This is a genomic window from Streptomyces montanus, from assembly GCF_005786655.1.
GTDB lineage: Bacteria > Actinomycetota > Actinomycetes > Streptomycetales > Streptomycetaceae > Streptomyces > Streptomyces sporangiiformans.
In genome coordinates, this window is record NZ_VBZC01000020.1 from 63,442 (window position 1) to 75,916 (window position 12,475).

The 12,475-nt window shown below is 70.7% G+C and carries 13 protein-coding genes and 1 riboswitch; of the genes, 6 read left to right on the plus strand and 7 right to left on the minus strand.

The window, feature by feature from the left end; translation table 11 throughout:
* Positions 1-11: 11 nt before the first annotated feature.
* Genes FE633_RS19545 through FE633_RS19555 form a run of 3 tightly spaced genes read right to left on the minus strand, consistent with a single transcriptional unit; the run spans position 12 to position 1,680 of the window.
* Positions 12-734 carry an isocitrate lyase/PEP mutase family protein gene (locus FE633_RS19545; protein ID WP_171060031.1) on the minus strand — a complete coding sequence of 241 codons (723 nt, stop codon included), beginning with the start codon at positions 732-734 and terminating at the stop codon, positions 12-14.
* Complete coding sequence (locus FE633_RS19550; RefSeq protein WP_138046466.1) at positions 728-1,174, minus strand: carboxymuconolactone decarboxylase family protein; 447 nt, start codon at positions 1,172-1,174, stop codon at positions 728-730. The genes FE633_RS19545 and FE633_RS19550 overlap by 7 nt, the downstream gene beginning before the upstream one ends.
* Positions 1,171-1,680, minus strand: a complete 510-nt coding sequence (locus FE633_RS19555) for a carboxymuconolactone decarboxylase family protein (protein WP_138046467.1) — start codon at positions 1,678-1,680, stop codon at positions 1,171-1,173. The genes FE633_RS19550 and FE633_RS19555 overlap by 4 nt, the downstream gene beginning before the upstream one ends.
* 47 nt (positions 1,681-1,727) lie before the next feature.
* Here FE633_RS19555 and FE633_RS19560 point away from each other — a divergent pair, with 47 nt between their 5' ends.
* The 3 genes from FE633_RS19560 (at position 1,728) to FE633_RS19570 (ending at position 5,001) form a co-directional block, all read left to right on the plus strand.
* Entirely contained in the window at positions 1,728-3,224 is a 1,497-nt protein-coding gene (locus FE633_RS19560; protein ID WP_138046468.1) for an aminotransferase-like domain-containing protein, read from the plus strand.
* A 157-nt stretch (positions 3,225-3,381) separates the two neighbouring features.
* A complete protein-coding gene (locus FE633_RS19565) occupies positions 3,382-3,759 on the plus strand; it encodes a hypothetical protein (RefSeq protein WP_138046469.1) in 378 nt (125 codons plus the stop codon).
* Between the two features lie 21 nt (positions 3,760-3,780).
* Positions 3,781-5,001, plus strand: coding sequence for a glutathionylspermidine synthase family protein (locus tag FE633_RS19570; RefSeq protein WP_138046470.1), 1,221 nt, complete (start codon positions 3,781-3,783; stop codon positions 4,999-5,001).
* Between the two features lie 16 nt (positions 5,002-5,017).
* On the opposite strand, the gene rocD is transcribed toward FE633_RS19570, so the two are convergent.
* Positions 5,018-6,223, minus strand: a complete 1,206-nt coding sequence (rocD, locus tag FE633_RS19575) for an ornithine--oxo-acid transaminase (RefSeq protein ID WP_138046471.1) — start codon at positions 6,221-6,223, stop codon at positions 5,018-5,020.
* A 131-nt stretch (positions 6,224-6,354) separates the two neighbouring features.
* Positions 6,355-6,442, plus strand: a riboswitch (ZMP/ZTP riboswitch).
* Between the two features lie 32 nt (positions 6,443-6,474).
* Between rocD and FE633_RS19580 the strand changes: the two genes are divergently transcribed.
* Positions 6,475-7,929, plus strand: a complete 1,455-nt coding sequence (locus FE633_RS19580) for a glycine hydroxymethyltransferase (protein WP_138046472.1) — start codon at positions 6,475-6,477, stop codon at positions 7,927-7,929.
* Positions 7,930-8,192: 263 nt separating this feature from the next.
* Here FE633_RS19580 and FE633_RS19585 read toward each other — a convergent pair whose 3' ends face one another.
* The 3 genes from FE633_RS19585 to FE633_RS19595 form a co-directional block, all read right to left on the minus strand.
* Positions 8,193-8,915, minus strand: a complete 723-nt coding sequence (locus FE633_RS19585) for a hypothetical protein (protein ID WP_138046473.1) — start codon at positions 8,913-8,915, stop codon at positions 8,193-8,195.
* Between the two features lie 149 nt (positions 8,916-9,064).
* Positions 9,065-9,982 (minus strand): hypothetical protein, encoded by a 918-nt coding sequence (locus tag FE633_RS19590; RefSeq protein ID WP_246113717.1) that lies wholly within the window; start codon positions 9,980-9,982, stop codon positions 9,065-9,067.
* Positions 9,975-10,577 (minus strand): RNA polymerase sigma factor, encoded by a 603-nt coding sequence (locus tag FE633_RS19595; protein WP_171060032.1) that lies wholly within the window; start codon positions 10,575-10,577, stop codon positions 9,975-9,977. Before FE633_RS19595 ends, FE633_RS19590 begins: the two co-directional genes overlap by 8 nt.
* A 99-nt stretch (positions 10,578-10,676) precedes the next feature.
* Here FE633_RS19595 and trpS point away from each other — a divergent pair, with 99 nt between their 5' ends.
* Both trpS and FE633_RS19605 read left to right on the plus strand, forming a co-directional pair.
* A complete protein-coding gene (gene trpS / locus FE633_RS19600; RefSeq protein WP_138046474.1) occupies positions 10,677-11,690 on the plus strand; it encodes a tryptophan--tRNA ligase in 1,014 nt (337 codons plus the stop codon).
* Positions 11,691-11,874: 184 nt separating this feature from the next.
* Positions 11,875-12,459 carry a 2'-5' RNA ligase family protein gene (locus tag FE633_RS19605; protein ID WP_138046475.1) on the plus strand — a complete coding sequence of 195 codons (585 nt, stop codon included), beginning with the start codon at positions 11,875-11,877 and terminating at the stop codon, positions 12,457-12,459.
* Positions 12,460-12,475: the final 16 nt, after the last annotated feature.

The following is a 12,475-nucleotide window of genomic DNA, read 5'->3' on the forward strand; positions in this document are numbered from 1 at the left end:
ACCTTCGGCTGTCAGGCGTCGCGCAGCGCTCGGGCGAAGCCGGCCAGTTCCTCGGCCGCCCACCGCTGCATGCGCGGGCCGAACGTCACCCGCATCGCCGCGAGTTCGCCCAGCTCCTCCAGCGAGGCGCCGTCGGGCCACGCGTACACGTTGATCGGGACCTGGATCCCGGCCCGCAGCAGCGGAAGGACGTCGAGCGGCGCTCCGATCGGATACACGCATTCGGCGCCCGCCGCCACGTACAAGGCGGCCCGCTCGATGGCCCGTTCGGGGTCGGCGTCCCCGCACGAGAACGTGTCGACGCGTGCGTTGACGAACAACGCGTCGCCCGCGACGGCCCGCACCTCCGCGAGCCAGTCGGCATGCTCCTGGGGGTCCTTGAGGACCCCCGCCCGGGAGTCCTCAAGGTTGCAGCCGACGGCGCCCGTCCCGAGGAGCCGCTCCACCAGCTCCTTGGGCGCGAGCCCGTAGCCGTCCTCGACGTCCGCCGACACCGGCACGTCGACGGACCGCACGACGCGGGCCACTGCCGCGAACATCTCGTCGGCGGGCGTGGCCCCGTCCTCGTACCCGAGAGAGGCGGCGATCCCGGCGCTGGGCGTCGCGAGCGCCGGGAACCCGGCGGCCTCGAAGGCCCGAGCGCTGATGGCGTCCCACGGGCCGGGCAGGACCACCGGATCGCCCGGTGCACGGTCCTGGTGCAGCGTGCGGAAGATCTCGACCTTGCTCACCATGTGGAGCCCCCCGGTGGGATGCGCCGGCTGACCATCAGCCGGTTCCATCCGTTGATCACGGTGATCAGCCCGATGAGATGGGCGAGTTCGGCGTCGTCGAAGTGCCGCGCCGCCCGCTCGTACACCTCGTCCGGCACGAAGCCTTCCGTGAGCACCGTGACCGCTTCGGTCAGCGCGAGCGCGGCCCGCTCGCGCTCGCTGTAGAGGTCCTCCGCCTCCTCCCAGGCGTTCAGAAGTTCGACCTGTTTCTCGGCCACACCGTGCTTGCGGGCCAGTTCGAGGTGCATGTCGAGGCAGAACGCGCAGTGGTTGAGCTGCGAGGCGCGGATCTGCACCAGCTCGGCGAGCCCGGGGTCGCCCAGGCCCTTCTTCGCGGCGGCGCTCAGCGCGGACATGGCCTTGCCGACCTCGGGGTCGAGGAGCTTCGTACGAGCCGTCACTTGCGCGCGCCCGCCTGGTAGTGCCCCGCGACCATGCGGCAGGTCACGCCGAACCGGTTCCACGCGTTGATCACCGTGATCGCGGCGATCAGCTGCGCCAGCTCGGCCTCGTCGAAGCACTTGGCGGCCGCGTCGTACACCTCGTCCGGCACGAAGCCGTCCGTGAGGACCGTGACCGCCTCGGTCAGCGCGAGCGCCGCGAGTTCCTTCTCCGTGTAGAAGTGCCGCGACTCGTCCCACGCGCTGAGCTGGATGATCCGCTCGACGCTCTCGCCCGCCGCGAGCGCGTCCTTGGAGTGCATGTCGACGCAGAAGGCGCAGTGGTTGATCTGCGACGCGCGGATCTTCACCAGTTCCAGGAGCGTGGGGTCGACGCCCCGCCGGGCCGCCGTGTCGAGCCTGATCATCGCCTTGTAGACGTCGGGCGCGAGCTCGGCCCACGCGAGACGGGGGGTGTGTTCGGGGACGTACGAGGTGTCCTTGGCCGCGTTGTTCGTCGTCGTCATGACTTCGACCCTACGGCCGGAGTAGCCCAGGTATATGGTCCATTTCCATGGCGAAAACCTGGGCCACTCTGGGCGTCGATCTGCATCTCGACCTGAGCGGCGCCCGTCCGCGCCGAGGACTCACGGACGCCTTGCGCGAGGCCGTGCGGGGCGGACGTCTCGCACCGGGGACGCGGCTGCCGTCGTCGCGGTCGCTCGCCGCCGATCTGGGCATCGCGCGCAACACCGTCGCCGACGCGTACGCCGATCTCGTCGCCGAGGGCTGGCTCACCGCGCGCCAGGGTTCGGGCACGCGGGTCGCACCGCGGGCCGTGGCGGCCGCACCGGATTCGGCAACGGCGCCCAGGACGCCGCGCCCGCCCCGCGGGCCGAAGCACAACCTCGAACCCGGCAACCCCGACCTCGCCTCCTTCCCCCGAGCCGAGTGGCTCAAGTCGGCCCGCCGCGCCCTGTCCGCGGCACCCCACGACGCCCTCGGCTACGGCGACCCACGGGGCCGCGTCGAACTCCGCACCGCACTCGCCGCCTACCTCGCCCGCGCCCGCGGCGTACGCACCGACCCTGACCGCATCGTCATCTGCTCCGGCTTCGTGCACGGCCTGCGGCTGCTCGGTGCCGTGCTGCGGCAACGAGGGCTGCGCTCGCTCGCCGTGGAGTCGTACGGGCTCGATCTGCACTGGCAGGTGGCGGAGGCGGCGGGGTTGCGGACGGTACCGCTGCCGTTCGACGAACGCGGCACGTGCACCGGAGACTTGGCGGGAGCGGGAGCGGGAGCGGGAGCGGGAGCAGGAGCAGGAGCAGGAGCGGCGGGGCAGCCCGCGCCCGCGGCGACGGGTGCGCGCGCGGACGCCCTGGCCGGCGTACGGGCGGTCCTGCTCACGCCCTCGCACCAGTTCCCGATGGGCGTGCTGTTGCAGCCCGACCGGCGGGCCGCCGTCGTGGACTGGGCGCGGCGGACCGGCGGGCTGATCCTGGAGGACGACTACGACGGGGAGTTCCGTTACGACCGCCAGCCGGTGGGCGCGCTCCAGGGCCTCGACCCCGACCGCGTCGTGTACGTGGGCACCGCGAGCAAGTCCCTGGCGCCGGGGCTACGGCTCGGCTGGCTGGTCCTGCCGCCTTCGCTGGTCCCGGAGGTCCTGGCGGCGAAGGGCACCACGGACTGGTCGTGCGGGGTCCTGGACCAGCTCACCCTGGCGGAGTTCATCGCCTCGGGTGCCTACGACCGTCACGTCCGCGCGTCCCGCCTCCGCTATCGCCGCCGTCGTGACCAACTCGTCGCGGCGCTCGCCTCCCGCGCCCCGTCGGTACGCGCCACCGGCATCGCGGCCGGCCTCCACGCCGTACTCCAACTCCCGCCCGGCACCGAGCAGTCGGTGGTCCAGGCGGCGACGTGGCAGGGTCTGTTGCTGCACGGCCTGGCCCGCTACCGCCACGCGGACGCCGCCACCGAGCCGTCGGACGCCCTGGTCGTGGGCTACGGGACACCCGCGGACCACGCCTGGTCGGGGGCGCTGGACGCCCTGTGCAGAGTGCTCCCCTGAGGCATGCCATCAGGGAAGGCCGTCAGGACAGACCGTCAGGACAGGCCCTCAGGACAGACCCTCTTGACAGGCCCTGGGCCCCGATTGCGGCAGCCGGGACCATGATCTATAGGCTGGTGGCGAGAAGTTGATGGTGAACGGTCACGGGGGAGCGGACATGGCGGACTCACGACGGCAACTGCGTTCGGGCACGGTGGTACTCGGCGGTATGGGGCTGCTGGCGGCGGCACTCACGGCCTGCTCGTCGGAACCCGACAAACGCTGCGTCGACCGGGACAGCTACACCCTCGACAAGGGCTACAAGGTCGTCTCCGACAAGAACTGCAAGACGACCGGCTCCAGCAGCCGCAAGAGCCGCAAGATCTCCTCCGACATCGACGCCTGGTACTACGGCGGCGAGGAGAGCAAGGGCTGGGTCGACGGCGGCTCCTTCACCAAGTCCTCCGACGGCTCGGGCAGCTCCGGCGGTTCGAGCAGCGGAGGCGTGGACCGCGGCGGCTTCGGCAGCGGCGACGGCGGCAGCTCCGGCGGCTGAGACCCTGAGACAGCAACCGCCATGGAACGCCGCGTCATCGACCCCCGCCCCGGCTGGCAGCAGACCGTCGAGGAGCAGGGCCTCGTCTATCCGCTGACCCGCTACCCGGACAACTCCCTGCGCCCGTACTGGGACGAGTCGGCCTACTACGTCTTCTCGCTGCCCGAGGTCGAGGCGCTGGAGGAGGTCGTCGAGGAACTCCATCGCATGTGCCTGGCCGCCGCCGCGCACATCGTCGAGCAGGACCGCTTCGCGGACCTCGGCATCACCGACCCCCACCTCGTCGAACTCGTCGCGGAGGCCTGGCACCGCCGCGCCGAACTCCCGTCCTTCTACGGCCGGTTCGACCTCCGCTACGACGGCACCGGCCCCGCGAAACTCCTGGAGTACAACGCCGATACGCCGACCTCGCTGGTCGAGGCCGCCAGCCCTCAGTGGTTCTGGATGGAGGACCGCTTCCCCGGCGCCGACCAGTGGAACTCCCTCCACGAACGCCTCGTCGACGCCTGGAAGAAGCAGTCCGCCCTCCTCCCGCCGGGCAGCCCTCTCTACTTCGCGCACTCGGCCGCCGACGAACTCGGCGAGGACCTGATGACCGTCGCGTATCTGAAGGAGACCGCGGAACAGGCCGGCCTGGACACCGACTGGATCTCCATGGAGGAGATCGGCTGGGACCGCCTCTCCGGCCGCTTCGTCGACCAGCAACTCCGCTTCATCCGCAGCTGCTTCAAGCTCTACCCGTGGGAGTGGCTGACCACCGACCGCTTCGGCGAGCACGTCCTGGACACCCTCGACAACGGCGGCGGCACGGGCACGACGATGTGGATCGAGCCCGCCTGGAAGATGCTCCTCTCCAACAAGGCCCTCCTCGCCATCCTGTGGGAGCTCTATCCGGATCACCCGAACCTCCTCCCCGCCTATCTCGACGGCCCACGGGAGCTGGCGACCACGACGGGTTACGTAGCCAAGCCCCTCCTCGGCCGCGAGGGCGCGGGGGTGACCGTGCACGAGCCGGGCACCGCCCCCGTCATCGACGAGGCAAAGCAGGGCTCAATACCGTCAGGCACACGCGAAGAGCCCTGCTGCTACCAGGAGTTGGCTCCACTCCCTTCCTTCGACGGCAACCGTGTCGTCCTCGGCACCTGGGTCGTCGAGAACGAGTCGGCCGGTCTCGGCATCCGCGAGTCCTCCGGACTGGTCACGGACGAGTACGCCCGCTTTCTGCCGCACGTGATCCTTTGAGGCCTCCGGGGCCGGCTCAGTCATGGAGTACGGCCCCGAGCTGGGCGAGCCCCCAGTCCAGGTCCTCCTCGCTGATCACCAGCGGCGGAGAGATCCGGATCGTGACGCCGTGGGAGTCCTTGACCAGCACACCCCGGTCCATCAGCTTCTCGGAGACCTCCCGGCCCGTCCCGTACGCCGGGGCGATGTCGACCCCCGCCCACAGACCTCGCCCGCGCACCTGCGTCACCCTGCCCGTATCGCACATCCGCCCCAGCTCACGGTGCAGCCGCTCACCCAGCTCCGCCGCCCGCGCCTGGAACTCGCCGGACCGCAGCATGGCGATGACCTCCAGCGCCACCGCGCAGGCCAGCGGATTCCCCCCGAACGTCGAACCGTGCTCGCCCGGCCGGAACACGCCCAGCACCTCCGCCGACGAGACCACCGCCGACACCGGCACCACGCCGCCCCCGAGCGCCTTGCCCAGCACATACATGTCCGGCACCACGCCCTCGTGCTCACACGCGAACGTGCGCCCCGTCCGGCCCAGCCCCGACTGGATCTCGTCCGCCACGAACAGCACGTTCCGCTCGCGCGTCAACTCCCGTACGCCCGCGAGATAACCGGCCGGCGGCACCAGCACCCCCGCCTCGCCCTGGATCGGCTCCAGCAGCACGGCGACCGCGTTCTCCGTGAGCGCTTCGCGCATCGCGGTCAGATCCCCGTACGGCACGATCTCGAAGCCCGGTGTGTACGGCCCGAAGTCCGCCCGCGCCTCCGCGTCCGTGGAGAAGCTGATGATCGTCGTCGTACGCCCGTGGAAGTTGTCGGAAGCCACGACGATCTTCGCCATCCGGTCGGGCACGCCCTTGACCCGGTACCCCCACTTCCGCGCGGTCTTCACGGCCGACTCGACCGCCTCCGCACCCGTGTTCATCGGCAGTACCGTCTCCATGCCGCACAGCTCGGCCAGTTCGGTGCAGAAGGCGGCGAACCGGTCGTGATGGAACGCCCGCGACGTCAGCGTCACCCGCTCCAGCTGCGCCCGGGCCGCGTCGATCAGCCGGCGGTTGCCGTGTCCGAAATTGAGCGCCGAGTATCCGGCCAGCAGATCGAGAAAGCGGCGCCCCTCGACATCCGTCATCCAGGCCCCGTCCGCCGTGGCCACGACGACAGGCAGCGGGTGGTACGTGTGCGCGCTGTGCGCCTCGGCCGAGGCGATCAGCCGCTCCGTAGCGGTCACGGGATCTCCTTTTCTCACGGCACCGGGCGGTTGCGGCCCCTCACCCCTATCGTCGCTCGCATGGTGGACCGGGCGATATCGATCCGCTGCCACCGCCGCGTGGCAGGCCATCCGGCGCGCCCGGTAGGCTGCTGGCGGGCCGTGACTGGCGCGCTGGGATGGGACCAACCATCGGGGAGCGGCCCGAGCAAACATGTGCCGTGCGCCTGGGCCGTACCGTGAACGCTGAACGCCACGTCCGGAGGTCCCCCATGTCTGCCAACTCTGCGCCTGTCTCCACCGAATCCACCGCCTTCCGCAGCGCCCTCGACGTGATCCGCGCCGTCGAGCCCCGTGTGGCCGACGCCATCGGCCAGGAGATCGCCGACCAGCGCGAGATGCTCAAGCTGATCGCCTCCGAGAACTATGCGTCTCCGGCCACCCTCCTTGCCATGGGCAACTGGTTCAGCGACAAGTACGCCGAAGGCACCATCGGCCGCCGCTTCTACGCCGGCTGTCGCAACGTCGACACCGTCGAAGCCCTCGCCGCCGAGCACGCCCGGGAACTCTTCGGCGCCCGCCACGCCTACGCGCAGCCGCACTCCGGCATCGACGCCAACCTCGTCGCCTTCTGGGCCGTCCTCGCCCAGCGCGTCGAGGCCCCCGCCCTGGAGCGGGCCGGCGTCCGCAACGTCAACGACCTCTCCGAGGCCGACTGGGCCGAGCTGCGCCAGGCCTTCGGCAACCAGCGCATGCTCGGCATGTCCCTGGACGCCGGCGGCCACCTCACCCACGGCTTCCGCCCCAACATCTCCGGCAAGATGTTCGACCAGCGCTCCTACGGCACCGACCCCGCCACCGGTCTCATCGACTACGAGGCCCTGCGTGTCTCCGCTCGCGAGTTCAAGCCCCTGATCATCGTCGCCGGCTACTCGGCGTACCCCCGCCTGGTGAACTTCCGGATCATGCGGGAGATCGCCGACGAGGTCGGCGCGACGCTGATGGTCGACATGGCGCACTTCGCCGGTCTCGTCGCCGGCAAGGTCCTCACCGGCGACTTCGACCCCGTCCCGCACGCCCAGATCGTCACCACGACCACGCACAAGTCGCTGCGCGGCCCGCGCGGCGGCATGGTCCTGTGCGACGACTCCCTCAAGGACCAGGTCGACCGCGGCTGCCCGATGGTCCTCGGTGGCCCCCTTCCGCATGTCATGGCCGCCAAGGCCGTCGCGCTCGCCGAGGCCCGCCGTCCCGAGTTCCGCGACTACGCGCAGGCCGTCGTCGACAACTCCCGCGCCCTCGCCGAGGGCCTGATGCGGCGCGGCGCCACGCTGGTAACCGGCGGCTCCGACAACCACCTCAACCTGATCGATGTCGCCTCCTCCTACGGCCTCACCGGCCGCCAGGCCGAGACCGCCCTGCTCGACTCGGGCATCGTCACCAACCGCAACGCCATCCCCGCCGACCCCAACGGCGCCTGGTACACCTCCGGCATCCGCATCGGCACGCCGGCCCTCACCACGCGTGGCCTGGGCACCGCCGAGATGGACGAGATCGCCTCCCTGATCGACCGGGTCCTCACCACCGCCGAGCCCGGCACCACCGCGAAGGGCACCCCCTCCAAGGCCCAGCACATCCTGGACCCGAAGATCGCGGACGAGATCTCCCACCGGGCCACCGACCTGCTGGCCGGCTTCCCGCTCTACCCGGAGATCGACCTCGGCTGAGGCGCCAGCCGCCGACTGAGCCACGGCGCCGGCTGCCGCCTCGCCCCGATCTCGCCCAGCGGGCCCGGCTCCCGGCCTCGCCCAGCGGGCCCCGTGCCCGGCCCCGGCTCCCGGTCCTCGGACCGGGAGCCGGGGATGTGGCGTGGCCGAGACGGACGCGGCGGTCGGCCATGTGTGCGCTGGACACACGCCACAGCCGGGCAGACACCCCGAAACCCCTCACGGGTCCCGCTCCCCGCATGCGCTCGTCAGCACATCCCGCCTCAGACGTCCCTCAGCTCTTGCCGAGGACCGGCTTCCCGTTTCCGCCACCACCCCAGCGGCCCCGCCCCCGACAGCCGCACGGCGACCGGCCGCAGCATCAGTGCCAGCGTGGCTCCGGCCGCCAGCCCCGGTATCGCCCACCACCAGTCGGTCCCGCCGCCCGCTCCCGCGGCGGGCGTTCCTGCCGGCGCGGCGGCAGAGATGTCGCCCGAGGGCTGCTCGGGCCCCGAATCCGGGTTCGTCCCCTTGGGGTGCTTGCTCATGACGCCGAGATCGGTGAGCAGGGCCCGGAGCTCGTCCGGGTTCTTCGCCTGGTGCCAGATCTCCTGCGAAGGCTCCGACGTACCAAGATCCATTTTGAGCTGTGTGAGGATCCAGACGCTCCGGGATCCGGCCACGTCGGGATGGATCATGTCCACTCGCCAGGGGGTGACGTCATGGATCATCCACGTGACATTGATATGGCGGCCTATGAAGTCAGGCTCCGGCGGCTTCTCCTTCGAGTTGTCGAGGGCCCGGCCCGGATCGGCAAGCAGAAGGTCGCTCAGACGCATGTACTCCTGCTCGCTGTTGTACAGCGACGCCGTCTCCCCGCTGTTGGGCGAGACCAGCAGCACACTCGTCGGCCCACCCGCCACCGCGGCCGGCGCCCCCGCCACCAGCAGAGCGAGCGTGGCCGCCAACGCCCCGGCTGCCGCCGCAAGTTCACGAACGCTTCGCATCGGACCCCCAGTCGGTGCCGGGTGCGGCCCGTCCGCACCTCGTCACTTCTGGTACACCGCTCGACCCGTCGAGGTTCCCACTCGGTCCTCGCCAGTTCGGACCGATCCACGCGCCACCGGTTCCGCCGGCTTCACGGTCTCCCGCTACTTCACGGACTCCGCTGCTTCACGGACTCCGCGATCTCCAGCGCCCGCGGCTGTGACGCCACTCCCTCAAGCCGCAGCGTCACCTCACTCCGCTGCGTCCACAGCAGCGTCGGCCCCGCCGTGCGGACCGTCTTGGCGTACTCGCGGCCCCGGTCGTCGACCAGGGCGAGTTCCAGGCGGTGGGGCTCGGCGAACCACAGGCCATGGTCGCCGCTCACCGTGACCGCTTTGTACGGTGCCGTCGTCGACTTCCAGAAGAGCGGTGAGAGCTTCGCCCGGAACTGGTCGAGCCGTATCGTCTCGCCGTCCCCGCCGCGCCAGCACACCGAAAGGACCCGGCGGCCACCCGACACCTGCGCGGCCGTCGGCCGCCCCAACTCCCGTGGCAGCAGCGGTTCGAACCCCGCCTTCCGTGCCGCGTCGGCCACGCTGAGGCCCTCCTCGCAGCCCGGCACCGGAGACGGTGAAGGGGGCGGCGCCGACGGGTCGTACCGCACCTCGACCCCGAAGAAGTCGAACCAGTCGATGACCGCGGCCCGCACCGGAGGCGTGAGCACCAGCACCGTCAGCAGCCCGCACAGCGCCGCGGTCAGCGAGCGTCGGCGCAGCCGCGCCCACCGCCGCACCGCCCGAACCCGGACCCGGGCGCGGGGCTCCGGCGGCTCGGCCACAGGGACCGGCACCCGCTCGGCGAGTATCTGCTCAAGCACCCGCTCGACCATCGACTCGGTCCCGCTCGCACCTGGCGGATCCAACGACCGCCCGAGCGCGCGCAGTTCCTCGGGCAGCCGGGAGGTGCCCACGCTCCGGCGCTCGCCGCCGCCTCCGGACGGCCGACGCGCACCCCCGGGCTCGCGGGACTCCCCGGGCGCACGACCGCCCGAAGACTCCGCGCCCTCGTTCTCGTACGACTCACTCATGCTCATCACCTCCTTCCCGCGGCTGGAAATCCGGCAGCAACCGCTCCAGCTTGCGCAACGCACGATTGAGCCGGGACTTGACCGTCCCGCGTGGCCAGCCCAGGGCCTGGGCCGTTTCCGGCTCGTCCATCTCCAGCAGATAGCGGTAGGTGACGACCAGCCGATGCTCCTCGCTCAGCTCTTCCAGCGCGCCCAGCAGGGCCACGCGGCGCTCTGTCTCCAGCGCGGCGACAGCCGGGTCCGCCGATTCCCGTATCAGCGGATCGGGCCCGACCAGTGCCGCCTCCCGATCGGCCAGCGTCCGTCGGCGGCCCGCCGCCCGCACTGTGTTCCTCGTCTCATTGGCGACGATCGACAGCAGCCACGGCCGGAACGCCGTGCCGTCCCGAAAGCGCTCCAGGGAGCAGTACGCCTTGAAGAAGGCCTGCTGCACCACGTCCTCCGCGTCCGCACCCGCTCCGAGCGCGCGGGCCGCCCTGAGCGCGATGCCCGTGTGGGCGCGCACCAGGTAGGCGTAGGCCTCCGGCTCTCCGGCGCGTACGCGTGCGATCACCGCGGCCTCATCGACGATGCGGTCCCCCTCCCGCGTTTTCACACTCTTGCTACACCGCCGGAGGCCGATCGGTTCCCACCTGTGTCACTTCTGTTTCCGACCAGTTCCGGAGCGGGCCCCGGCACCTGAGAGAATGAGGCCATGGCCTCTGATCGACCTCGCGTGCTCTCCGGAATCCAGCCCACCGCAGGCTCGTTCCACCTCGGCAACTACCTCGGCGCCGTCCGTCAGTGGGTGGCCCTGCAGGAGACCCACGACGCGTTCTACATGGTCGTCGACCTGCATGCGATCACCCTTCCGCAGGACCCCGCCGAGCTGCGCTCCAACACCCGGCTCGCCGCGGCCCAGCTGCTGGCCGCCGGCCTCGACCCGGAGCGTTGCACGCTCTTCGTCCAGAGCCATGTGCCCGAGCACGCGCAGCTCGCCTGGATCATGAACTGTCTCACCGGCTTCGGTGAGGCCTCGCGCATGACCCAGTTCAAGGACAAGTCCGCCAGGCAGGGGACGGAGCGCGCCTCCGTCGGCCTCTTCACGTACCCGATCCTGCAGGTCGCGGACATCCTGCTGTACCGGGCCAACGAGGTCCCGGTCGGTGAGGACCAGCGCCAGCACATCGAGCTCACGCGTGACCTCGCCGAGCGCTTCAACGGCCGCTTCGGACAGACGTTCACGGTCCCGGCGCCGTACATCCTCAAGGAGACGGCGAAGATCTACGATCTTCAGGACCCGTCGATCAAGATGAGCAAGTCGGCCTCGACTCCGAAGGGCCTCATCAACCTCCTCGACGAGCCCAGAGCCACCGCCAAGAAGGTCAAGAGCGCGGTCACCGACACCGAGACCGTCATCAGGTATGACACGGAGCACAAGCCGGGTATCAGCAATCTGCTGACCATCTACTCGACCCTCACCGGCACCGGTATCACGGAACTGGAGCAGAAGTACGCGGGCAAGGGCTACGGTGCGCTCAAGACGGACCTCGCCGAGGTCATGGTCGACTTCGTGACGCCGTTCCGGGAGCGCACTCAGCAGTATCTGGACGACCCGGAGACGCTCGACTCGATTCTGGCCAAGGGCGCGGAGAAGGCGCGTGCCGTCGCCGCGGAGACGCTCTCCCAGGCGTACGACCGGGTGGGCTTCCTGCCCGCCAAGCACTGACCCGGACACTGATACCGGCATCGGCCCCGACCGCCGTACAGTCGTAGGCCGTACGGAAACAGGGACACACAGGACCGACCGCCATCCCTGCCCGCCAGGAACGCGCGGAGACGCCAGAACGCCACAGCGGCACAACGTCAGAACACGACAACGCCAGAACACCACAACGACGACAGGAGACGACGTGGGGACCGTAACGATCGGTGTGTCGATCGCGGTCCCGGAGCCACACGGCAGCCTGCTCCAGGAGCGGCGCGCGGGCTTCGGCGACCCCGCGGCTTCCGGCATCCCCACCCACGTCACGCTGCTGCCGCCGACAGAGGTCGACGACTCGGCGCTGCCCGCGATCGAGGCGCATCTCGCCGAGGTCGCGGCCGCCGGGCGGTCCTTCCCGATGCGGCTGTCCGGCACGGGAACGTTCCGTCCGCTGTCGCCCGTCGTGTTCGTGCAGGTCGTCGAGGGGGCCGAGGCCTGCACCTGGCTGCAGAAGCAGGTCCGGGACGCGTCCGGGCCCGTGGCACGCGAACTGCAGTTCCCGTACCACCCGCATGTGACGGTGGCGCACGGCATCGACGACGAGGCGATGGACCGGGCGTTCGAGGAGCTGTCCGAGTACGAGGCCGAGTGGCCGTGCACCGGTTTCGCGCTGTACGAGCAGGGCGCCGACGGGGTGTGGCGCAGGCTGCGCGACTTCGTGTTCGGAGGCACGGTCGTGCCCCCGCAGGCCGGCGCGTCCGCGGACCGCGACACCACGCTGCCCGCTCGCTGAGGACACGCTCGCTGAG